We start from the raw sequence: 23,221 nt of genomic DNA on the forward strand, positions 1-23,221 counted from the left end.
TCAGAAACCCTCCAGCTCTAGCATCAGGGGTCGGACGCGCATCTGCCTGCGCCCGGTCAGCGTGCCCTCGCTCGTGTCGAAGATCAGCCGGAAGCTCGCCGGATCGACCCCGGCCGGGATCGGCGAGACCGGGCGCAGCAGCGCGCGGGTGGCGTTGCGGCTGAGGCGGGTGACGCGCAGTTCGATCCCGCCATAGCGGCCCTCGCGCAGGCGGCAGCGGTCGGCGATGACCACCTCGGTTCCCGAGATGACATGCGCCTTGCGGTTCAGCGGTTCCAGCGCGTCCACGAGGAAGCCGACGCAGGCCAGCGTCGCGCCCTGTTGCTCCCAGATCTGGATGATGCGCGCGCCGTCCCTGGGCAGGCCGAGTGTTCCCAGCCCCATCGCGTTCATCGCCTCGTCGAAAAGCCGGTCGGAGGGCGGCTCTGCCCCCCTGGGCGTCGCCGGCGCAGGCACCGCGGGAAGGGTTGCGCCGGGCTCGAGGATCAGTTCGGGCGCGGGCGAGGGCGCCACGGAGCCGTCGGTCGAACAGCCGAGCGCCTCGACCATCTCGGTCGGGTTGGCGTAGCGCGAGGTGAAGAAGTTCGCCGCCGAGACGAGCGCGCGGTCGGCGCTGTCCGAGGTCCTGACCGCCCAGAGATTGGCGTCGTAGAAGACGTTCGGCTCCAGCGGATAGACGCCTGCAATGGCGGTGCCGCCGACCGGGCGCTCGCTGTCGATGCAGGGCGCGTCTCGCACCGCATCGGTGATCGCCCGTTCCGCAGGCGTCAGGAATTGCCTGTCGATCGCGAGGATGTGCAGCGTGCCGACAAGCGGCGCGGCGGCGGCGGTGCCAAGGCTGCCGCCGGGTTGCGGCGGCGGATCGGTCCGGCGCAGCTCGATCTCGAGCGCGCGGCCGTATTGCGCGGCAAGGTTCGCCACATGGTCCTGGGTGAAGTGGAACACCACCGGATCGGCGGTGAAATGCGCGATGGCGCCGGTCTCGGGCGAACTCGCCGCGAGGTAGCGGTCGAGGTCGCGGGCGTCGAAGAGATGCTCGTTGGGCCCGTCCTGCCGCGACGGCGGGGCCACCAGCTCGTCGGCGGTGCGGAAGCGGAAGACCTGCGTCGTGCCAGTCTTCCAGTCGGCTTCGTCGGGTGTCGTGGGCGGCTGTTCGTCCTCCTTCTCGCTGAGCCAGCTCTGGAATTTCCAGTCCACCTCGATGCGGTAGGTCGTCCCGGGTTCGAGGATCACGGGCCGGCCGCCGCCAAGAGGATCGGCGCCGTCAAGTTGGTCCTGGATCTCGTCGCGGATCTCTTCGTCATGGGCGTGCCACTGGGCGGCCTTGTCGTCGATGGCGCAGAGCCCGATGAAGGTCACGTCCACGCCGGCGCGACGCGTGCGCAACCGAATCTCGTCGATGGCCTGCGGCACGGACGGCATGGTGTAGCGCACGATATGGCAGACGGTTCCGTCGCGGTTCTGGTGGCTGGCGACGATCTCGGGCGACCAGCCGTTGCCGGTCCCGCCCTCGGCGCGCAGGCGGCCGATGACCTCTGGCAGCGCCGGCACGGTGGCGGCGGCGGCGCGGGTGAGACCGGATTCGCGCCGGGGCACGGGGAAGGGCGTGTCGCGCCTGTCGTCGCGCAGGCAGATCTCCACGAGCCCGCCGACGCCCTTGGTCCGGACCTCGATCCGGGCGATTCCGGGGGCCTTCAGCGTGACGCGCAAGGCTTCGCCCGCGGCCTCGCCGCCCTCGCCCGCGATCCGGGCGCCGCGGGCGTCGTAGCCCTCGATCTGGTATCGCGTCCCGGACTTGGCCAGCAGGTGCAAGCGGACGTTTCGTGCGGGCCGGGACAGCGCGATGTCAAGACCGGCTGCGCCATAGACCAGCGCGCCGGGCCGGTCGCCGCGGCCGGGCAGGGCCTTCAGCACCGGCTCGCCGCGCGGATCGCGGAAGGTGACGCCCTCGTGCTCGATCCGGGCCACCGCGCGGCGGAGCCGCAGTTTTTCAAGCGAGACGCATCGGTTCTGCGGCCGCACCAGCGCGCCCGAGCGGCAGCAGAGCCGGTAAAGCACCGCCTCGTTCGAACCGCCGGCAAGCACGATGCGCCCGATTGGCACCCGGCCCGAGAGCCGCATCACATGGGGCACGCGCTGGCCCTCGGCCTCGGCGCGGGCGACGGCATTGCCGGCGGCGTCGAAGCCCACCGCCTTGACCGGCCCGGCGAACAGCATGACGTGCAGTTCGATCTCGGTGCAGCCCGAAGGCAGCGTGAGTTCGATGCCCCGGTCAGGCACCCACAGCTCTGCCCGCCGGTCGCGGCCGGCGCGCGGCGCACCGGTCGTGTCCACCTGATCGGCGCGGCGCAGCGTGTCGCCTCGCGCCAGTGTGCGCAGGGTGATGCCGTCATGGGTGGCCTCGCGCTGGCCCTCGATCTGCCGGGGCACATCGTCGAATGCGACGCAGGTGGCCTCTGGCGTGGCCGCCCGCGTGAGACAGCACAGCCGGTAGAGGAAGGCCTCGCCCGAGCCGCCCTCGATCATCACCGAGACGATGGGCACCGAGGCCGCAAGCGTCAGCGTATGGCCCACCCCTTGCGTCGGCGGCGTGCCGGCGCTGACAACGGCGTTGCCGCCCGCATCAAAGCCGGTCGCCTTGATCTCGCGCGCGCCCAGCACGACCGAAAGTTCGACCCGCATGCAGGGCTGGGGCAGCGTGACGCGCATCCCCGAGAACGGGATCTGCAGGTCGCCGATGCCGTCCTGGCCGAAGCGATCGGGCTCGGGCACGGTGTCCACCGCGTCGCGCAGCGCGAAGCGCTGGCCTGCGTCCAGCGCCTCGAACCGCGCGCCGTCATGGTCGAACACGGCGCGGTTGACGAGATCGGCGTTGAGGCTGGCGAAGTCGAGGCAGGCTGCACGGTCGTCCGGGTCCGGCTGCCCGGGCCGCGTGCAGCAGACGCGGTAGAGGTGAAACTGCTTGATCCCGTCGGTCAGCATCTCGACCCGGACAATCCCGGTTTCCGATGTCAGGATCGCCAGCGCGGGGCGGTTCGGGGGCGTGTCCTCGATCTGCTTCGTCGTCGTGCCGTCGGCATGATGGATGCGCAGGACAAGCACGCCGTCGCTTGGCTTGAACCAGTGGATCTCCAGCCGGTGGCAGGGGCGCTTGAGCGCGATCTCGGCCCCGGGATCCGAGACGATGACATCGGTGGTCCCGTCGCTGCCGAAGACCGGGTCGGCGATGTTGGAAATGTCGATCCGGTCGGTCGCCTGCAGAAGGTTGCGGCGCGGCGCGGCCCCGTCCTGGACCGCCGTCAGCACGAAAGGCGGCAGATCGAAGCGTTCGGCCTGCTGGCCGGCCTTGAGGTCCTCGAACTGATAGCAGCCCGCGCCCGTGTCACTGCCCTCGCCGCTGTCGCAGACCATCAGCGTCAGCACGCCCGTCCGCACGGCGCGGTCAAGCTCGATCCGCCAGGGCAGCGCGGTCGGCACCAGCCCGCCGCCGGCATCGGTCCGCAGCATCCTTGGCAGGCGGTAGCCGGTCGCGACGGTGCCGGTGGCGATGGCGGTCGCGGGGACCGCGCGGGTCGTCCCGGCCTCGAACAGCCCGCCGGTCGCCCCGACCAGCGCCACCAGTTCGTTGCCGGTCACCTCGATCGTGCCTGCCTGAAGAAACGACCGCGCATTGCCCTGGAAATGGCTCGGATAGGGCGTGGGCGGGGGCGTCAGGCGCCGCAGCCGGGTGACGGTGGGCGCCAGGATCCGGGTCTCGTCGCCGCGCAGGCAGGATCTGCGCGGGGGCGGCACCGGTTCGCAGACGCGGCGGATGATTGTCGCGGGGTCGCCGGGCTGGCCCGCGCCGCCGTCGGCGGTGCTTTGAGCCCAGGCCCAGGGCTCGCGGTTGAGAAGTTGCAGATGGGTGACCTCGGCACCCGAGGGGCTGAGAGCGCCGCCGCCCGAACTGTCGTCGGCGGGCCGCTGCGGCGGATGCGTCCAGGCCGACAGCAGCGCGCCTCCCGACGGGTCGGTGACGGGCGCGCCGTCGCTGTCCTTCACAAGCCGGACGTCCATGAGCCGGTAGGCATAGCGCAACCGGTTCGAGCCGAACCAGCGCTCGCCCGCGGGCTGCCCGCCCGGGTCGAACTGGGCCCCTGTCGGGATCTTGTCCTCGATGAAATGCCGGAAATTCAGCACCGGCACGGTGTCGGGCCAGACGGTGTGGTTGTTCTCGGGGGCCGCGCCCCGGTTCACGGTCTGGCCGTTCACCTCGGCGAAGTCGTAGATCGCGGCAGCCTGCGGCGAGCCGGTGGTGGCGCCGCCGGTGATGCGGTTGAGCCGGTCGGCGAGGCTGATGCCCGCGACGGGCGGCGGCGGATCGGGCGCGTCGAAGGTGGCGGCGCTGCCGAAATCAAGCGTGATGCAGCCCTTGACCGAAAAGAAGAAGAAATCCACCTCGGCGCAGAACCGCGCCTCTTCGATGGCGGCGACGGGATCGGCTGCGCCCGGCGGGTCATAATAGCTGACCACCACCGCCGCATCGACGGAGGCCGAGACGATCACCAGGTCCAGCGAGCCGCGCAGATAGAGGCCGCCCTTGATGAACAGCGGATCGGTGCCCATCCCGACATAGATCGCGCCCGAAACGGACAGTTCCAGCGGGCCGGCCTTCCATTCGAAGCCCGCCCCCGCACCGAAGCCGATCGAGAAGCCGTCGAAGTTCCAGTCCCTGTTCGGGCCGAAACCCGGCAGGCCCCCGCCCTCGACCATCAGGAAGGACCAGACCTTGATATCGAGGATACCGGGCAGGAAGGTGATCGTGACGGGCTCGCCCGCGCGGCCCGGACCATTGTCGGAGCCGATCCGGACATAGGCGCTGCCGCTGCCCGGTGCAGGGAAGCGCGCGCCGAACGGCACCTTGAGGATCAGCAGCTTGGGGATCGTGTAGGTGGCCGAGACCGCGACCGTGACGCCCGTGTCGTTGATGACGACGAGGCCCGTGATCGAGGCGCTCTGGCCGTCCTTCTTGTCCTTGGCGGTGGTGTCGGGCAGCGACAGGATCTCGATCTCGACACCGAAGATCACCTCGACATCCGGGAAGGCCACGACGACCATGCCGGTCGCCGAGAACGAGAAGGAGGCGTCGGGCAGGGTGCCCACGACAACGCCGACGCCAAAGGCATACTGGCCCTTGCGCGGGATATACTTGTCCTCGGGCGCCTTGCGCCACCAGCCGATCTCGCGGGCGACCACATCCTCGACGGCGGCCACGTCGCGGGTGCCGTTGATCGTGACCTGGCCGATGAAGCCGTGGATGGCGATGGGCAGCGGCCCAAGCGGGATGCCGCCCGGGAACTGCACACGGCCATAGAGGCTGAGGAACAGCGACGGTGCGAAATCGGGCGGATCGTCCGGGATGCCGACCGCGAGTGCCACGGAGGCGCGCACCTGCAGCGGGATCAGCGTCGCGTCGACGCCCGCGCGCAGGATGCCTCCATCCTCGATCCTGATGCGCCCCTCGCCCTGCACCGTGGCGGGAATGTCCACGCTGGCCTTGAGGCCGCGCAGGCTGAATTCGGGGCTGCCCGAGAGATTGCCGTTCGCATCGGTGTTGAAGGTGACGCGGAAGGTCGCCTCCGAGACCTCGACGACGCCGATATCGATGGCGATGGCCAGTGTCGGCTCGAACCACAGCGATCCCGTGCCCATCTTGAACTCGGTGATCCGCAGAAGCCGCCCAAGGGGCCCATCGATCTTCCAGAGGCCGGAATCCTCGATGGACATGCTCTTGGACGACTGCGCGAGGCCGAATTTCTCGATCAGTGGCGCGTCCGGGTCGGTGTTGTCGAACTCGACGCCGACATCGGTATACTTGATCTTCATCGGCTGGTCGGGATCGGTCCGCAGCCCGAGCGCGCCGGCGTTGATATGGACGGTGTTCGAATAGTCGGTGAGGATCTGGACCTTGTAGGATTGCAGCGGGTCCGCGATGGTCCGCGTCTGCGCCTTGGCCTGAAGCTTGGTGAAGGCCGATCCGGAGCCCGCCGCGATCAGCGGCCCGCCGCCGCCGAAATCCACCCCCGCAAAGCCCGTGATCGCCGCCAGAGCGGCCAGACGAACGCCGGATTCCACCGCGTCGGTGTCGAAATCCACGCCCGAGGCGAGCATCGGCCCGAAGGTCAGCGCGGCGACGAGGTTCGGCTGCTCGGTATCGAAGAGCCCGTCGGGGTCGCCGTCCGACTTGATGCCCAGAAGGAACTCGGTAAAGCCCGTCAGGTCATCATAGACCCACTTGCCGAAGACCGTCAGCACCTCGGATGTCGTGCTGATCCCGTCCGCGGGCGAGGGCGTCCAGGCGTATTCGAACTCTGCCAGGTTCGGGACGATGTCCTCCCAGCCGGAAAAGCGCGGCCGGTCCCAGCCAAGCTTCAGCAGCACCCGGTAGTCGGCGCGCGCGTCGGCATTGTCTGCGGGCAGGACCTCGCGGCCCGTGGCGGGCACGAGGACCTGCCGCCGGGTCGGGGCGACGGCGCCGCTGGTCTCGCGCCGCGCCTCGGGGGCCGAACTGCCGCCGACGGCATAGATATCCACGCGGCGGAACCGCTCGCGGACCCCCTCGCGCGTCGGGTCGGGCGGGCTCGACCGGATGCCGGTGCCGTCGGGGTTCCGGGGCCAGGCCGAGCGGTCGACCACGTCCACGTCCATGATGAGCCTGGCCGAGGCCTCGGCGTCGTCGGGCTCGATCAGCGCCCTTGTGGCGGCGTCGAGGCCGCCGAGGCTCTGCTCCTGGTGGCCCTCGACCGTGCCCGAGGCGGCGGGTTCGCCTCCGGCCGGGGTCCGCAGCAGGTTCACGCCGGCGTCCCGACGCCGCCCGGCGAGGCCGACATTGTAGCTGTCGGAGCCGATATCGTCGCAGCGCCCGATGACCACGAATTTGGCGCCCGTATAGTTGGCCGCCCACCGCAGCAGCCCTTCGTGCAGGTTCGAGCCACGGTCGTTGAAGGGTTTGGCCTGACCCCAGCGCTGCGGGTCGCTTTCGTCGAAATTGAACTCGATCTGGACGTGGCGGTCCTCTTCGAATCCGGCGGGCGTGCCACCCTCGTAAAGCGCGACCTCGGCCAGGGTGCCGGCGGGCGTGTTGACGGTCGTGCCGCTGATCGATGCCATCGCGTTCGCGCCGTCGAGGCGGCCGTGCTCGTGGAAGGCGTCGAGATCGTAGCAGCCCAGCACCAGGGCGGGTGCCAGCGGGACGGTGGGCGCGGTCGCGTCGAACACGCCGGTCTCGCAGCCGACGAACAGCGGGTCGCTGCCCGGATCGCGCAGGCGCAGGCGTATGCGGCTTTGCGAGGTCTCGGCGTTCGTCTGGCGCAGAAGGATGTAGTGGACGCCCCGCGCCTCGGCTGGCAGGGCGATGGAAAAGGACGCGCCTGCACGCTGGAAGCCAAGCGTCGGCGAGGACCATGCGAAGCTTGCCGCCGGGTCGGCGGGCTGGGCCGCGGCCTGCAATGTCAGCGTGGTGATGGCGTCGATGGGACCGGTCAGGTCCACGACGTTCGCAAGTGTCGTGCTGGCGATCTGCACCGAGATCCTGGGCGCGGTGCCGCTTGCCACCATGCGGACGCTGAACTCGGGCTTGCGGAGGCGCCGGGCCGAGGCGCCGGTGCCGATCACCTCGATGGGCGTGATCCGCAGCACGTCGCCGTGGCGGACGCTGCCGGTGGCGCTGTCGCCGGTCTGCGGGCTGCGGCCCGGGAAGGCGAACTCGGCCTCGTAATCGGTGATGTCGCTGCCGGCGGGGGGCGCGGGGACGGTGAGGCTGGCGGTCAGTTCGACCGACTGGCCCGCGGCGGCCTGGATCGCGAGCGTGCCGTCGCCGAAATCGAAGCCGCCCGAGATGTCGGTCCCGCCCTGGCTGAAGACGAAGGTCGCGGGGTTCAGGGGCGAGGCGCCGAACTGCACCTCGATCTCGGCCTGCAGTCCAAGCGGGTCGCCGATCAGCAGGTCGCGCACCGACAGCGAGAAGCCGCCCTTGCCCACCGCGTTCGAGGGGCAGTAGATTGCCGCCTCCTCGATGGCGAGGCCGACCCAGTCGGCGGACTGGCCGCGTGCCAGCACGAAGGCGGGCGAGAATTCTTCCGAATAGTCGAAAAGCACGTTCTTGACCGTCAGGCCGAACTGCGAGGTGCCGATCAGCACATGCGGCGGGGCGAGCGTCACCGAGGTGACCGCCCCCGTCCGTGCGTCCGGCACGAAGGGATCGCCGCCGCCGGTGGCGTCCAAGAACCGCGTGACCACCGGCTGGTCGGTCGCCATGCGCTCGAACCGCAGCGCGGCGGCCCCCACGATGGCCGCCGGTGGGTTCCCGGGCTTCGGCGCGAGGTGGCGCGGGGTCGTTCCGCTTTCGGCGATGAAGTCGGCCGCGGTCAGCCCGTCCAGCGTCAGCTCGAACTCGCCCAGCATCAGGTCGAACTGCCAGCCGCCCGCGCCGGGTTCCAGATCGGCGATCACCGCGGCGCGGCGGAAGGCCAGGCGGAACGGCACGCCGGTGGTGATCATCGGGATCTTGAGCTTGCCGAAGGGCAGGTCGAAGGATTCGACATCCTGCCCGGCGATCGCCACGTCGAGCGACTGGATGCGGCCGGTGTGGATGATCGCGTCGGCGCTTGTCCGGCTTTCAAGCTCCAGCGCCACGAAGCGTTCGACGAACCGGGAGAACGGCGCCGGAAGCGCCTGGTTCACGCGGTCGGCGGCCTCAAACAGCGACACAAGAGAAACGCCTGCGACCTGCGGCATGGCTTCCCCCCCCGCCTCAGAACATTTGAATAGAATTCTTATGGTTTGTTTCGCCTCACGATAGCACCGTGCTGCGGCGTGTCACAACGATTTTTCCGCGCGTCGTCGAACGCCCGCCGGTCAGGATCGAATGTCGGTGCGATCGACCGGAACCGACGCCGCTGGACACAGGCCGGATCGGCCAGCCTCCGGTGAGGCTGCTGGTCCAACGCGGGACGGGGTATCGGCGTGGGCGGAAAAGCGTCAGTCCTGTCCGGCCATCGGCCTATCAGGTTCCTGTCCTGGCCGCGACCGCGAACGCTGCCCGGTGGGCCTGCGCCGCAGCCGGGGCTATTTCAACCGGAAGCTGGCCGTGCTAGCGACGCGGCCCGTAACGATCGGTCTGGCGCGGAGCGCGACGTGTCGGCAAGATTTCCGCAACCCCATGAGATGCCGTTTGCGCCCAGCCTGCCCGAAGGCCGGGTCGCGGTGACAAGGACGAACAGATGCCTTCGACCACGGAACAGATTCGCGCCTGGACAGGCCCGGCGATCCTGACCCACGGGTTTCGCCCGTTCTTCTTCGGTGCGGCGGTCTGGGCGGCGCTGGCGATGGTGCTGTGGGTGCCGATGCTGTCAGGCGGCCTGAGCCTGCCGACCGCCTTCGATCCGGTCGCCTGGCATGCGCATGAGTTTCTTTACGGCTATCTGGGGGCGGTGGTCGCGGGCTTCCTGCTGACGGCGGTGCCCAACTGGACAGGACGTCTGCCGATTGTCGGATGGCGGCTTGGCATTCTGGCGCTCTTGTGGCTGGCGGGGCGGGTGGCGGTTGCCGTCTCGACCGGCCTGCCTGCGGGACTTGTGGCGATCGTCGATCTGGCCTTTCCGACGATCCTTGCGCTGGCCATCGGGCGCGAGATCGTCGCCGGCAGGAACTGGCGCAACCTGATCGTCCTGGCGATGCTGGTCGTGTTCCTCATCGGCAACGCGCTGTTTCACGCCGAGGCCGCGCGCGGCGCGCATGCCGCGCAAGGCCATGGGCTGCGGCTGGGGCTGGGCGCGGGCATCATGATGATCGCGGTCATCGGCGGGCGTGTGGTCCCGTCATTTACCCGCAACTGGCTGGTGAAGCGGAACGCCAAGACCTTGCCCGTGCCGCCGATGCAGAGTTTCGACACGGCGGCGCTGGTCGTGTTGCTGGTGACGCTTGTCCTCTGGGTCGCCCTGCCGCTTGCGGCGATGACGGGCGCTGCGCTTGCGCTGTCCGGGGGGCTGCACGTTCTGCGGCTGATCCGATGGGCCGGGCACCGGACGCTGGCCGAGCCGCTGGTGGCGGTGCTGCATGCGGGCTACGCCTTCGTGCCGATGGGGGCCTTCGCCCTGGCGGCGGAAATCCTTGCACCCGGATCCTTCGGAACGGCCGGCGCGCAGCATCTGTGGATGGCGGGCGCGATCGGGCTGATGACGCTGGCGGTGATGACGCGCGCCACGCTGGGCCATACCGGTCAGGCGCTGACGGCGGGGGCGGGAACGGTGACGATCTATGCGGCTCTGATCCTGTCGGTCCTGGCGCGGGTCGCGGCCGGAATCCGGCCCGAGATCGCTGTATCGCTGCACATGCTGGCGGGCCTTGGCTGGATCACCGCCTTTGGCGGGTTTGTCCTGGTCTATGGCGCCCTTCTGCTGCGCCGGCCTGCGGTCGGGCGCGCCTGAGCGAGCGGGACGGGGGACCGGGCCGGTCACCGCCCATGTGGTGTTCCATTGCGCCGGCTTCGATGCCTGTGCGCCGCTTTGCGCGCAGACGCGGCCGGGGCAATCCGGCGCCATGCCGGCCCGTCTCGGCATCGCGACCTGTGCCGGGGGGCGCAGGCCTTCCAGGCGTCCCGATCCGGCGCGGCCCGGTCCCGGGCACCGATCCTGTCATCGGTCCGTCATTCAGGCCGAAAAATTGTCGATCAGCGGATTGGGCTTGGCGAACCGCTCGATCTCGGCCTGGTTGTCGATGGTGATGCAAGTGCCCTTCACCGTGATTCCGTAAGGCCGCAGGCCCTTGAAGGCGCGGCTGAGGTTTTCCGGCGTCATGCCCAGCACCGAGGCAAGGCGGCGCTTTTCGAATTCAAGATCGAACACGGCGCCGCCACCCGCACGCCTTTGCTGCCTGAGCAGGTAGTTCGCAAGCCGTTCAAGCGAGGTTCTGAGCTTGAGCTCCTTCTGCGCCTTGATGACCGAGCGGTAGCATTGCGCCAACTCTGACACGATCGCGCGGGCAAAGTCGCCGTCGGCGTCAAAGGTCGCGCGCACATCCTGACTGGGGATCAGCGCGATCCGGCTTTTCTCCAGCGTGCGCGCCGACATCAGATAGGGCGCATCCCTGATGGTCGCGGCAAGGATGAAGGTCGAGATGGGCCGCACGATCGCCATGCTGCTATCCCGCCCATTCCAGACCGAGAACAGATCGACCGATCCGGACAGGACCACATGAAGAAAATCGCTCGGCTCGCCCTCGGTGATCAGTTCGACCTGCGCAGGGAAGTTCTGCACATAGGCGCCCCGCATCAGTGAGGTGAAATGCTCATCCGCCATCTGCGAGAAAAGCGCCAGCTTTCGTATATCCCGGTATTCCGAGTCGGGCATCTCGTCCCCCTGCGCATCTTCGACCATAACGAACAGATGGATTGATAAAAGTCAATCCGGCAGTTGACTTTCGCAGCGCGGGCCTTGACCTGCCCTCGCGCATGACATGACATATTTCTATAAGCCATTTTTTTCGTTATGTTTTTTGTCGGTTCATGATCTAGATCAAGTCATCCGCGCGGCTCTGGTCGCAGGTCTGGCGATGAGCCCCTCGCAGGGGGTGGATTTCGCCAGACCTGCCGGAGAACCGCCATGCAGACCATAGCAACAGCCTCGCGCGCCGATCAGACACGCGCCTTGAGCCTGAGCACGATCGCCTTTACCGCCTGTTTCGCGGTATGGACGATCTTTTCCATCATCGGTGTCGCCATCAAGGCCGAGCTTGGGCTGACCGAGTCACAGTTCGGCCTTCTGGTCGCCACCCCGATCCTGACCGGGTCCGTCACCCGCCTGTTCCTTGGTGTCTGGACCGAGAGATATGGCGGGCGGCTGGTGTTCTCGGGGCAGATGATCCTGACCGCGCTGGCGACCTGGGCGCTGACGCTGGCGGACAGCTACGTCATGTATCTGATCGCGGCGCTGGGCATCGGGCTTGCCGGCGGGTCCTTCATCATCGGCGTGGCCTATGTCAGCCGCTGGTATGACGCGGGCCACCAGGGCACGGCCCTGGGCATCTTCGGGGCCGGCAATGTCGGCGCGGCCGTCACCAAGTTCGTCGCCCCCTTCGTCATGGTCGCCTATGGCTGGCACGGCGTCGCCTATGTCTGGGCGGCAGGGCTTGCGATCATCGGCGTGCTGTTCTTCCTGCTGGCCAAGGACGATCCGGAGCTGGTCGAACGGCGCAAGACCGGGGCCAAGGCGCCCTCGCTCGCGCAGCAATTCGCGCCGCTGAAGAACCTCCAGGTCTGGCGTTTCTCGCTTTACTACTTCTTCGTCTTCGGCGCATTCGTCGCGCTGGCGCTGTGGATGCCGCACTACATGATCGATGTCTACGGCATCGACGTGCGCTTTGCGGGCATGGCGGCGGCCTCGTTCAGCCTTTCGGCCTCGCTGTTCCGTGCCTATGGCGGCTATCTGTCCGACAAGTTCGGCGCGCGCCAGGTCATGTACTGGACCTTCGGCTTCTCGCTGCTCTTCCTGTTCATGCTGAGCTATCCGCCCACCGAGTATGTCATCCAGGGCAAGGACGGCCCGATCGCCTTCTCGACCCAGATGGGACTCTGGCCCTTCATCGCGACGCTCTTCGCGCTCGGCTTCTTCATGAGCCTCGGCAAGGCGGCGGTGTTCAAGCATATCCCGGTCTATTATCCGGGCCATGTCGGCGCGGTCGGCGGTCTTGTCGGCATGATCGGCGGGCTTGGCGGTTTCGTCCTGCCGATCATGTTCGGTGCGCTGCTGGACCTCACGGGCATCTACACCTCGTGCTTCGCGCTTCTCGCCGTGCTGGTGGCCGTCGCGCTGACCTGGATGCATCTGTCGGTCCGCGCGATGGAGCGGAGCGCCCATGGCGCGGCGCTTGACACGTTGCCCCAGCTGCCCGAGATGCGGGAAATCCACCATCCCCAGAGCACGTCCATGCCGCGCGTCCTGGAGGATTGGCGGCCCGAGGACCCGCAATTCTGGGAGGAGAAGGGCCGCGCCATCGCACGCCGCAATCTCTGGATCTCGATCCCGGCGCTGCTTCTGGCCTTCTCGGTCTGGATGGTGTGGTCGGTGGTCGTGGCCCGTCTTCCCGCCATCGGCTTCGACTTCACCCCGGGTCAGCTGTTCTGGCTGGCGGCCTTGCCCGGCCTGTCGGGCGCGACGCTGCGGATCTTCTACAGCTTCATGGTGCCGATCTTCGGCGGGCGGCTTTGGACGACACTGTCGACCGCCTCGCTGCTGCTGCCCGCGATGGGCATCGGCTATGCGGTGCAGAACCCCGACACGCCTTACCTGATCTTCCTGGTGCTGGCGCTTCTGTGCGGCTTCGGCGGCGGCAACTTCGCCTCGTCGATGGCCAATATCGGCTACTTCTTCCCGAAGGCCGAAAAGGGCAATGCGCTGGCGCTGAACGCAGGTCTTGGCAACCTGGGCGTGTCGGTCATGCAGTTCCTGGTGCCCATCGTCATCACGGCGGGCGTTTTCGGGGCCTTGGGCGGGCAGCCGCAGACCATGTCCGACGGTGGACAGTTGTGGATGCAGAACGCCGGCTTCGTCTGGGTGCCCTTCATCGTCGCGGCGACGATCGCCGCCTGGCTGGGCATGAACGACATCGCCGACGCGCGCGCCAGTTTCGCCGACCAGGCGGTGATCTTCAGCCGCAAGCAGAACTGGTTGATGTGCATCCTCTACACCGGCACCTTCGGCAGCTTCATCGGCTATTCGGCAGGCTTCCCACTGCTGACGCGTCTGGCCTTCCCCGACGTGAACGCGCTGAACTACGTGTTCCTCGGGCCGCTGGTGGGCGCGCTCAGCCGCGCCGGAACCGGCTGGATCAGCGACCGCTTCGGCGGAGGACGGGTAACCTTCTGGACCTTCGTCGCGATGATCGTGGCCACGTTCGGCGTCATCACCTTCCTCGGGCTCGGCTCGTTCATCGGGTTCTTCGCCTGCTTCATGGCGCTGTTCTTCCTGACCGGTGTCGGCAACGCATCCACCTTCCAGATGATCCCGGTCATCATGGGCCGCGAAGTGCCGCGCCTGATGCCGCAACTGGGTGTCGAGGAACGCAAGCGGCAGGTCGCCATGGAATCCGGAGCGATCGTGGCCTTCACCTCGGCCATCGCCGCTTATGGCGCCTTCTTCATCCCCAAGGCCTACGGGACATCCATCGCGATGACCGGGTCCGCGGTGGGGGCGCTCTGGGGCTTCCTGATCTTCTACGCGATCTGCGTCGCCATCACCTGGGCAGTCTACACGCGTCCCGGTGGCCTGCTGCACGACATCGAACACGGGCGGAGGCCGGAAGGCCCCGCCGCCCAGCCCGCACAATGACCCAGCCGGATGCCTGGGCGGCGCAGGCCGCCGCCCGGACCAGCACACTCGAAAGGACAGCAAAATGAGCCATCTGCTCGACAGACTGAACTTCTTCCAGAGCAAGGAACTGGAGCAATTCTCGGACGGTTGGGGCCAGACCACCCGCGAAAACCGCGACTGGGAGGACACCTACAGAAACCGCTGGCGGCATGACAAGATCGTGCGCTCGACCCACGGGGTGAACTGCACCGGGTCGTGTTCGTGGAAGATCTACGTCAAGTCCGGCATCGTCACCTGGGAAACCCAGCAGACCGACTATCCGCGCACGCGGGCCGGCCTGCCCAATCACGAGCCGCGCGGCTGTGCGCGGGGGGCGTCATACAGCTGGTATCTGTATTCCGCGAACCGGGTGAAGAACCCGCTGATCCGGGGCGCCCTGATGCGCGCCTGGCGCAAGATGCGTCAGACGATGACGCCGGTCGCCGCCTGGGCCGCCATCCAGAACGATCCTGCCTTGCGCGCCTCCTACACCAAGACGCGCGGCAAGGGCGGTTTCGTGCGCGCCACATGGGACGAGGCGACCGAGATCGTCGCCGCCGCCAACGCCTACACCGCAAAGACGCATGGCCCCGACCGTGTGTTCGGCTTTTCGCCGATCCCGGCCATGTCGATGGTCAGCTATGCGGCGGGCTCGCGCTATCTCAGCCTGCTGGGCGGCACCTGCATGTCCTTCTATGACTGGTATTGCGATCTGCCGCCGGCCAGCCCGCAGACCTGGGGCGAACAGACCGACGTTCCGGAAAGCGCCGACTGGTACAATGCCGGCTTCCTGATGCTGTGGGGTTCGAACGTGCCGCAGACGCGCACGCCCGACGCGCATTTCTACACCGAGGTCCGCTATCGCGGGACCAAATCCGCCGTGGTCAGCCCCGACTATTCCGAGGCCGCCAAGTTCGGCGACATCTGGCTGAACCCGCAAGCCGGCACCGATGCGGCGCTGGCGATGGCGATGGGGCACGTGATCCTGCGCGAATATCACCTCGATCGGCAGGCCGAGTATTTCGAGGATTACGCCCGCAAATACACCGACATGCCGATGCTGGTGCGGCTGGACGAGAGGGAAGGGCACCTGGTGCCGGGCCGGATGCTGCGTGCCGAGGATTTCGACGACAAGCTGGGCGAGACCAACAACCCCGACTGGAAGACCGTCGCCTATGACGAGGCCTCGGGCCAGATCATCGCCCCCAACGGGTCGATCGGTTTCCGCTGGGGCGAGGAAGGCAAGTGGAACCTCGAACAGCGCGCCAAGGGCGCGGAGGCCAATCTGCGCCTGAGCCAGGTCCTGGACGAGCACCATGACGAGGTCGTGGGTGTCGATTTCCCGTATTTCGGCGGCGTGGCCACGGGCGACTTCGTCAAATGCGATCACCCCGAGGTGCTGACCCGCAACATCCCGGCGCGGCGCGTCACGCTGGCCGACGGGCAGCAAGTCCTGGTCGCCACCGTGTTCGACCTGTTCTGCGCCAATTACGGCCTTGACCGGGGGCTTGGCGGCGACTGGGTGTCCAAGGACTTTGACGAGGACCTGCCCTATACACCGGCCTGGGCTGAAAAGATCACCGGGGTCGAGCGAGAGAAGATCATCGCCGTCGCGCGCGAATTCGCGGGCAATGCCGAAAAGACCCATGGCAAGTCCATGGTCATCCTGGGGGCCGGTCTGAACCACTGGTACCACATGGACATGAACTATCGCGGCATCATCAACATGCTGGTGATGTGCGGCTGCATCGGTCAGGAAGGCGGCGGCTGGTCGCATTACGTGGGCCAGGAAAAGCTGCGCCCGCAGACCGGGTGGCAGCCGCTGGCCTTTGCGCTGGACTGGAACCGTCCGCCCCGGCACATGAACTCGACCTCGTGCTGGTACGCCCATACCGACCAGTGGCGCTACGAGACGCTGAGCGCGGGCGAGATCCTGTCGCCCACCGCACCCGAGGGCGATTGGGACGTCAGCCTGATCGACTACAATATCCGCGCCGAACGGATGGGCTGGCTGCCGTCGGCACCGCAGCTGAAGACCAATCCGCTGGAGGTCTCCAAGGCCGCAAAGGCGGCGGGGAAAGAGATCAAGGATTACGTCGCCGAACAGCTGAAATCGGGCGATCTGGAAATGTCCTGCCAGGACCCGGACGCGCCGGAAAACTGGCCGCGCAACCTGTTTGTCTGGCGCTCGAACCTGCTGGGGTCCAGCGGCAAGGGGCACGAATACTTCCTCAAGCACCTTCTGGGGACCGATCACGGCGTGATGGGCAAGGATCTGGGCGAGGAAGGCGGCGTGATGCCGAAGGAGGCCGTCTGGCATGACGAGGCGCCGAAGGGCAAGCTGGACCTGCTGGTGACGATCGACTTCCGGATGTCCACCACCTGCGTCTATTCCGACATCGTGCTGCCGACCGCCAGCTGGTACGAAAAGGACGACCTCAACACCTCGGACATGCACCCGTTCATCCACCCGCTGCAAGCGGCCGTGGATCCGGCCTATGAGAGCAAGTCGGACTGGGAGATCTTCAAGTCGATCGCCCGGAAATTCAGCGAAGTGGCACCCGAAGTGCTGGGGGTCGAGACCGACATCGTCCAGCTTCCGCTGCTACACGATACCCCCGGCGAACTGGCGCAAGCGCATGTGAAGGACTGGAAGAAGGGCGAATGCGACCTGATTCCCGGCAAGACCGCGCCGAACTACATCGCGGTCGAGCGGGATTATCCCAACCTCTACAGGAAGTTCACCTCGGTCGGGCCGCTGCTGGAGAAGCTCGGCAATGGCGGCAAGGGGATCAACTGGGACACCAAGGTCGAGGTCGGGCATCTGCGCGATCTGAACGGGGTCGTGCTGGATGACGGTGTGTCGAAGGGTCACGCGAAGCTGGAAACCGCCATCGACGCAGCCGAGATGATCCTGATGCTGGCCCCCGAGACCAACGGCGAAGTGGCCGTGAAGGCGTGGGAGGAACTGGAGAAGCCCACCGGCCGCCACCATGCCCACCTGGCCGAGGGCGCGCATCACACCAAAATCCGCTTCCGCGACATCGCGGCGCAACCGCGCAAGATCATCTCGTCGCCCACCTGGTCGGGCATCGAGAGCGAGGAGGTCTGCTACAATGCCGGCTACACCAATGTCCACGAGTTGATCCCGTGGCGCACCCTGACGGGCCGCCAGCAGCTGTATCAGGACCATTTGTGGATGCGGGCCTTCGGCGAGGGCTTCGTCAGCTATCGCCCGCCGGTGGATCTGAAGACCATCACCAAGGCCGTCAACAACGATGCGGCCGAGGGCAGCCCGCATGTCGTGTTGAACTTCATCACCCCCCACCAGAAATGGGGCATCCACAGCACCTATACCGACAACCTGCTGATGCTGACGCTGAACAGGGGCGGTCCGGTGGTCTGGATGTCCGAGGTGGACGCGAAGAAGGCCGGGCTGGTGGATAACGACTGGGTCGAGGCCTACAACATCAACGGCGCGCTGACAGCGCGGGTGGTGGTGTCGCAGCGGATCAAGCAGGGCACGCTGTTCATGTATCACGCGCAGGAAAAGATCGTGAACACGCCCGGCTCGGAAAAGACCGGCAATCGCGGCGGCATCCACAACTCGGTCACCCGCGCGACGCTGAAGCCGACGCACATGATCGGCGGCTATGCGCAGCTGTCCTACGGGTTCAACTACTACGGCACCGTCGGAAGCAACCGCGACGAGTTCGTGATTGTTCGGAAAATGAAAAAGGTTGACTGGCTGGATACGCCTGCGACCCGCAACGTGGAGGCAGCGGAATGAAAGTTCGCGCGCAAATCGGCAAGGTCCTGAACCTCGACAAATGCATCGGGTGCCACACCTGTTCGGTCACCTGCAAGAACGTCTGGACAAGCCGCGAGGGCGTTGAATACGCCTGGTTCAACAATGTCGAGACGAAGCCCGGCACCGGCTATCCCACCGACTGGGAAAACCAGAAACGCTGGAATGGCGGCTGGACACGCTCGGCCTCGGGCAAGCTGCACCCCAAGCAGGGGTCCAAATGGCGCATCCTGGCGAATATCTTCGCCAACCCCTCGATGCCCGAGATCGACGATTACTACGAGCCGTTCGATTTCGACTACGACCACCTGAAATCGGCGCCCGACATGACCGCCTTTCCCACCGCGCGTCCCCGGTCGAAGATCACCGGCGAGCGGATGGAAAAGATCGAGAAGGGTCCGAACTGGGAGGAAATCCTGGGCGGCGAATTCTCGAAGCGGTCGCAGGACTACAACTTCGAGAACGTGCAGAAGGCCATTTATGGAGAGTATGAGAATACCTTCATGATGTATCTGCCGCGTCTGTGCGAGCATTGTCTCAACCCGACCTGTTCGGCCTCGTGCCCGTCGGGCGCGATCTACAAGCGCGAGGAAGACGGCATCGTCCTGATCGACCAGGAGAAATGCCGGGGCTGGCGGATGTGCGTCTCGGGCTGCCCCTACAAGAAGGTCTATTACAACTGGGAGACCGGCAAATCCGAGAAATGCACCTTCTGCTATCCGCGCATCGAAAGCGGCCAGCCGACCGTCTGTTCGGAAACCTGCGTGGGCCGCATCCGCTATCTGGGCGTGATCCTGTATGACGCCGACAAGATCGAGGCGGCGGCGAGCGCCGAGCGGGAAACCGACCTTTACGGCGCGCAGCTGGATGTGTTCCTCGACCCCAACGACCCCGAGGTGATCGCCGCCGCCCGCCGCGACGGCGTGCCCGACGACTGGATCGAGGCAGCCAAGGTCAGCCCGATCTGGAAGATGGCGATGGACTGGAAGGTCGCCTTCCCGCTGCATCCCGAATACCGGACGCTGCCGATGGTGTGGTATATCCCGCCGCTGTCGCCGATCCAGAACGCCGCCCAGGCCGGACAGATCGCGATGAGCGACCAGATGCCCGACGTGCGGTCCTTGCGCATTCCGGTGAAGTATCTGGCCAACATGCTGACGGCAGGCGACGAGGAACCCATCGTCCATGCGCTGGAGCGGATGTCGGCCATGCGCCTGTATATGCGGGCCCTGACCGTTGACGGCGTGCGCGACGAGGGCATCGCCGCCCGCGTCGGCATGTCCGGCCGGATGATCGAGGACATGTACAAGATCATGGCCATCGCCGACTATGAGGACCGCTTCGCGATCCCGACGGCGCATCGCGAACAGAACGAAGCAGGCGCCGATATCCGCGGTGGCTGCGGATTCACCGACGGCAATGGCTGTTCGACCGGCGAGAGCGGCAAGACGACGCTCTTTGGCGGCAAGAAGAAGTCCTTTGCCCTTCCGCTGGAGTCTTTCTGATGATGGACCGTACCCTCAAGGCGCTGTCGCTGACGCTCAGCTATCCCGGCACCGAACTGCAGGACGCCATGCCCCAGATCGGCGCCGTGTTCGACACCGATCGCCGCATCGCCCCGGACACCCGGGCCGCGTTGCGAACCCTCACCGAAAGGCTGGGGCAGGGCGACCTGTATGACCTGCAAGAGCAGTATGTCATGCTGTTCGACCGGTCGCGCACGCTGTCGCTGAACCTGTTCGAACATGTGCACGGCGAAAGCCGGGACCGGGGTGGCGCGATGGTCAGCCTGGTTGAAACCTATCGGGGAGGCGGGTTCGAGCCCGCCACCTCGGAACTGCCCGATCACCTGCCGGTGCTGCTGGAATTCCTGTCCACGCGTCCGTCGTCCGAGGCCCGCGAGACCCTGGCAGACGCCGCGCATATCCTTGATGCCCTCAGCGCCCGGCTTTCCCGTCGCGAAAGCGGATATGCTGCCGCGTTCGCCGCGCTGTCGCAGCTTGCCGGCGGCCAGGCCGACGCCGAGGCTGTCGCCGAGATGCTGGCGCATCCTGATGACGACCCCACCGACCTGACCGCGCTGGATGCCGTATGGGAAGAAGCCGAAGTCACCTTCGGCCCCGACCCGAACGCCGGCTGCCCCCAGGTCCGCGACATGCTGGCCCTGATGGACAAACCGGCGGTCAAGACGGCCCCCGCCCCCACCACCCTGAACAGGAGCGCATGACATGTTCGGCGATTTTGACATCAATTTCATCATCTTCGGGGTCATGCCCTATGTGGCGCTGACAGTCTTCCTGGTTGGGTCCATCGCGCGCTATGAGCGTGACCCGTTCACCTGGAAAAGCTCATCAAGCCAGCTCTTGCGCCACAAGCAACTGGTCTGGGGGTCGATCCTGTTCCATGTCGGCATCATCACGGTGTTTTTCGGCCATCTTATCGGGCTGTTCACTCCGATCTGGGTGCTGGACGCATTGGGCGTGCCCTACGGGCTGAAGCAATGGATGGCGGTCCTGATCGGGGGACCCGCCGGCATCGCCGCGCTGGTCGGCTCGACCATGCTGCTGCACCGCCGCATTGCCGATCCGCGCATCCGCGTGACATCGACGGTGCCCGACATCCTGATCATGGCGCTGATCTGGCTTCAGCTGGCCATCGGTCTGCTGACGATCACGCAAACCCTGCAACACATGGACGGGGCGGAAATGGTGCGGTTCATGACGTGGTCGCAAAGCGTCGTGTCCTGGAACGTGAATGCCTGGATCACCGTGGTCGACGTGCACTGGCTCTACAAGCTGCACATCTTCCTTGGCCTGATCATCACCATACTGTTCCCGTTCACCCGGCTGGTGCATATCTGGTCAGGCTTCGCGGCCCCGTTCCGCTATCTTCTGACGCGGCCCGGATACCAGATCGTGCGCTCGCGCCGCCGCCGCGCGCTGGAAGACCGCCGCAGCGACTACGATGCGCGTCAGGGCAAGGCCGGCCCCAAAGTCACCACCCCGGCGGAGTGATCGCGATGAATGTGGCCCTGTTTCCCGATGTCGTCGTGAACGGCGAAACCATTCCCTCGGCGGCGATCGCCGCCGAGGCCCAGAACCACACCGCGCCCAGGGACAAGCCCGGCATCGCCTGGCGCAAGGCGGCTCAGGCGCTGGCGATCCGGGCCCTGCTGCTGCAAGAGGCGAGGGCGCGCGGGCTGGAGCCCGACCCGATCGAACTGGCCCCCGGCCGGGTCGAGACCGAGGACGAAGCCCTGATCCGGGGCCTTCTGGACGAGGCGTTGACCATCGCGCCCGTCACCGAGGACGCGGTGCGTGCCGAATGGGCGAGGGACCCCGACCGGTACCGGTCCGCGCCGCTGTGGGATGTGTCGCATATCCTGTGCGCCTGCGACCCGCGCGACGAACAAGAGCGAGAGGCGGCCGCGGCACGATCCGTCGCCCTGCTGGAGCGACTTGACGGCGACGCCAAGGGTTTCGCGGCGGTCGCCCGCGAAAGCGATTGCGGGTCGAAGGCTGCCGGCGGGCATCTGGGTCAGCTTGGCCCCGGCGACACCGTGCCGGAATTCGAGGCGGCGCTGCGCGGCCTGACGGAAGGCGGAATGACGCCCGCGCCCGTCCTGTCGCGGCACGGCTGGCACATCATCCGCCTGAACGCCACGGCGCCAGGGCAGGTGCTGCCCTATGAAACCGTCCGCCCCAAGATCGCGCAGGCGCTGGAAAAGGCAGCTTGGGCCCGTGCCTCGCGGACCTTTGTCGAGACGCTTGCCGCCAAGGCAGACATCACCGGCGCGAGCCTTGCGCCGATCTGAAACGCTTGAGGAGGCGCGTCATGAATCCGTCAGATCCAGCGCGTCGCCCCAGCGGTCATGGCCCGACGGATCCGGGCCTGCTTGACAGTCCGCTGGATTTCATCAGCGAGGACCATCTGCGGGAACGCCAGATCTGCGCGGTGATCGATGGTCTTGCCGCGGCCGCCTCGCTGGAGCGGCAGGCTGCTCTGACCATCCTGCGCTTTCTCAATGAAGAGGTGAACGTGCATCTGCGCGACGAGGTGGAAGAGCTGTTTCCCCTTCTCGCGCAGCGCTGCATGGCCGAGGACGCCATCGAAAGCGCGATTGCCCGGATCAGGGTCGACCAGATCGCGGCCATGCGCCTGTTGCCCCCGATACGGGCAAGCCTGGCCGGCTGCCTGGACAGCGGGTCGGACCTGTCCTCCGAGGAGCGCGCGATGCTGACTCGATTCGCCGCGCATATGCGCCGCCACCTTGTGGCCGAAAATGCCATCCTGCTGCCGATTGCCCGCGCCCGGCTGACCCGGGCGGATCTTGCGACGCTGTCGCATCACATGCGGGCGCGACGGGGGCTGGCCCCCGATGTGGAGAAAAAGAATGCTGAGTGACCTTCTGGCGCGCAATCGGGACTGGTCGGAACGGCGCCACGCTGAAGAGCCGGACTATTTCACCCGACTTGCAGCCCTTCAGGCGCCCGAGTTCTTCTGGATCGGCTGTTCCGACAGCCGGGTCCCGGCGAATGTCGTCGCGGGCCTCGATCCGGGCGAGGTGTTCGTCCATCGCAACGTCGCCAACATCGTTCATTCCTCCGACATGAACCTGTTGTCGGCGCTGGAATTCGCGGTCGAGGCCTTGCATGTGCGCGAGATCATCGTCTGCGGTCATTACGGCTGCGGCGGGGTCAGGGCCGCGACCGAGGATCTGCCCCACGGTCTGACCGATCACTGGCTGGAACCGATCCGGCGGCTGGCGCGGGCCTATGCGGTCGATCTGGGCCGCGAACCCGATATGGAAGGGCGGCGCGACCGTCTGGCCGAATTCAATGTCGTCGAGGGCGTGCGGCGCGTGTGCGAGACGCCGATCCTGCAAAGGGCCTGGTCTCGCGGCGCGAATATCCGCGTGCACGGCCTGATCTACGGCTTGATGGACGGTCGCCTGCGCGACCTCGACTGCAGCATCGGGCCCGGCCATTTTCAATCCGATCATCTCAAGCATGAGCCGGCACAATGACGA

11 protein-coding genes are annotated in these 23,221 nt (G+C 66.8%); 9 read left to right on the forward strand and 2 right to left on the reverse strand.

Annotated elements, in window-relative coordinates:
- Positions 1-8,775 (reverse strand): hypothetical protein, encoded by an 8,775-nt coding sequence (locus L1965_RS13395; protein ID WP_235756955.1) that lies wholly within the window; start codon positions 8,773-8,775, stop codon positions 1-3.
- Positions 8,776-9,260: 485 nt separating this feature from the next.
- Between L1965_RS13395 and L1965_RS13400 the strand changes: the two genes are divergently transcribed.
- On the forward strand, positions 9,261-10,466 hold the full coding sequence (locus tag L1965_RS13400) for an NnrS family protein (protein WP_235756956.1): 1,206 nt from the start codon (positions 9,261-9,263) through the stop codon (positions 10,464-10,466).
- A 222-nt stretch (positions 10,467-10,688) separates the two neighbouring features.
- Here the strand turns inward: L1965_RS13400 and L1965_RS13405 are convergent, their stop codons facing one another.
- The gene (locus tag L1965_RS13405) at positions 10,689-11,387 is read right to left on the reverse strand and encodes a cyclic nucleotide-binding domain-containing protein (protein WP_235756957.1); all 699 of its coding nucleotides are present in this window, start codon (positions 11,385-11,387) and stop codon (positions 10,689-10,691) included.
- A 252-nt stretch (positions 11,388-11,639) separates the two neighbouring features.
- On the opposite strand from L1965_RS13405, the gene L1965_RS13410 reads away from it, so the two are divergent.
- From L1965_RS13410 to L1965_RS13445, 8 genes are all read left to right on the forward strand, one after another.
- Positions 11,640-14,363 (forward strand): nitrate/nitrite transporter, encoded by a 2,724-nt coding sequence (locus L1965_RS13410; RefSeq protein ID WP_235756958.1) that lies wholly within the window; start codon positions 11,640-11,642, stop codon positions 14,361-14,363.
- A gap of 64 nt (positions 14,364-14,427) precedes the next feature.
- Positions 14,428-18,174 (forward strand): nitrate reductase subunit alpha, encoded by a 3,747-nt coding sequence (locus L1965_RS13415; protein ID WP_235756959.1) that lies wholly within the window; start codon positions 14,428-14,430, stop codon positions 18,172-18,174.
- Complete coding sequence (narH, locus tag L1965_RS13420; RefSeq protein WP_235756960.1) at positions 18,171-19,697, forward strand: nitrate reductase subunit beta; 1,527 nt, start codon at positions 18,171-18,173, stop codon at positions 19,695-19,697. Before L1965_RS13415 ends, narH begins: the two co-directional genes overlap by 4 nt.
- A gap of 2 nt (positions 19,698-19,699) precedes the next feature.
- A complete protein-coding gene (gene narJ, locus L1965_RS13425) occupies positions 19,700-20,419 on the forward strand; it encodes a nitrate reductase molybdenum cofactor assembly chaperone (RefSeq protein ID WP_235757110.1) in 720 nt (239 codons plus the stop codon).
- 1 nt (position 20,420) lies between these two features.
- Positions 20,421-21,206, forward strand: coding sequence for a respiratory nitrate reductase subunit gamma (gene narI, locus L1965_RS13430; RefSeq protein WP_235756961.1), 786 nt, complete (start codon positions 20,421-20,423; stop codon positions 21,204-21,206).
- A gap of 5 nt (positions 21,207-21,211) precedes the next feature.
- A complete protein-coding gene (locus L1965_RS13435) occupies positions 21,212-22,006 on the forward strand; it encodes a peptidylprolyl isomerase (protein ID WP_235756962.1) in 795 nt (264 codons plus the stop codon).
- A gap of 20 nt (positions 22,007-22,026) precedes the next feature.
- Positions 22,027-22,596 carry a hemerythrin domain-containing protein gene (locus tag L1965_RS13440; RefSeq protein WP_235756963.1) on the forward strand — a complete coding sequence of 190 codons (570 nt, stop codon included), beginning with the start codon at positions 22,027-22,029 and terminating at the stop codon, positions 22,594-22,596.
- Positions 22,586-23,218 carry a carbonic anhydrase gene (locus L1965_RS13445; RefSeq protein ID WP_235756964.1) on the forward strand — a complete coding sequence of 211 codons (633 nt, stop codon included), beginning with the start codon at positions 22,586-22,588 and terminating at the stop codon, positions 23,216-23,218. Before L1965_RS13440 ends, L1965_RS13445 begins: the two co-directional genes overlap by 11 nt.
- Positions 23,219-23,221: the final 3 nt, after the last annotated feature.

The sequence above is a fragment of the Paracoccus salsus genome, assembly GCF_021556615.1.
In the GTDB taxonomy this organism is placed as follows: domain Bacteria; phylum Pseudomonadota; class Alphaproteobacteria; order Rhodobacterales; family Rhodobacteraceae; genus Paracoccus; species Paracoccus salsus.

Excerpts from the sequence above, each read along its gene's own strand:
- L1965_RS13395 (WP_235756955.1), bottom strand. The coding sequence starts at position 8,775 with ATGCCGCAGGTCGCAGGCGTTTCTCTTGTGTCGCTGTTTGAGGCCGCC.
- L1965_RS13400 (WP_235756956.1), top strand. The coding sequence starts at position 9,261 with ATGCCTTCGACCACGGAACAGATTCGCGCCTGGACAGGCCCGGCGATC.
- L1965_RS13405 (WP_235756957.1), bottom strand. The coding sequence starts at position 11,387 with ATGCCCGACTCGGAATACCGGGATATACGAAAGCTGGCGCTTTTCTCG.
- L1965_RS13410 (WP_235756958.1), top strand. The coding sequence starts at position 11,640 with ATGCAGACCATAGCAACAGCCTCGCGCGCCGATCAGACACGCGCCTTG.
- L1965_RS13415 (WP_235756959.1), top strand. The coding sequence starts at position 14,428 with ATGAGCCATCTGCTCGACAGACTGAACTTCTTCCAGAGCAAGGAACTG.
- narH (WP_235756960.1), top strand. The coding sequence starts at position 18,171 with ATGAAAGTTCGCGCGCAAATCGGCAAGGTCCTGAACCTCGACAAATGC.
- narJ (WP_235757110.1), top strand. The coding sequence starts at position 19,700 with ATGGACCGTACCCTCAAGGCGCTGTCGCTGACGCTCAGCTATCCCGGC.
- narI (WP_235756961.1), top strand. The coding sequence starts at position 20,421 with ATGTTCGGCGATTTTGACATCAATTTCATCATCTTCGGGGTCATGCCC.
- L1965_RS13435 (WP_235756962.1), top strand. The coding sequence starts at position 21,212 with ATGAATGTGGCCCTGTTTCCCGATGTCGTCGTGAACGGCGAAACCATT.
- L1965_RS13440 (WP_235756963.1), top strand. The coding sequence starts at position 22,027 with ATGAATCCGTCAGATCCAGCGCGTCGCCCCAGCGGTCATGGCCCGACG.
- L1965_RS13445 (WP_235756964.1), top strand. The coding sequence starts at position 22,586 with ATGCTGAGTGACCTTCTGGCGCGCAATCGGGACTGGTCGGAACGGCGC.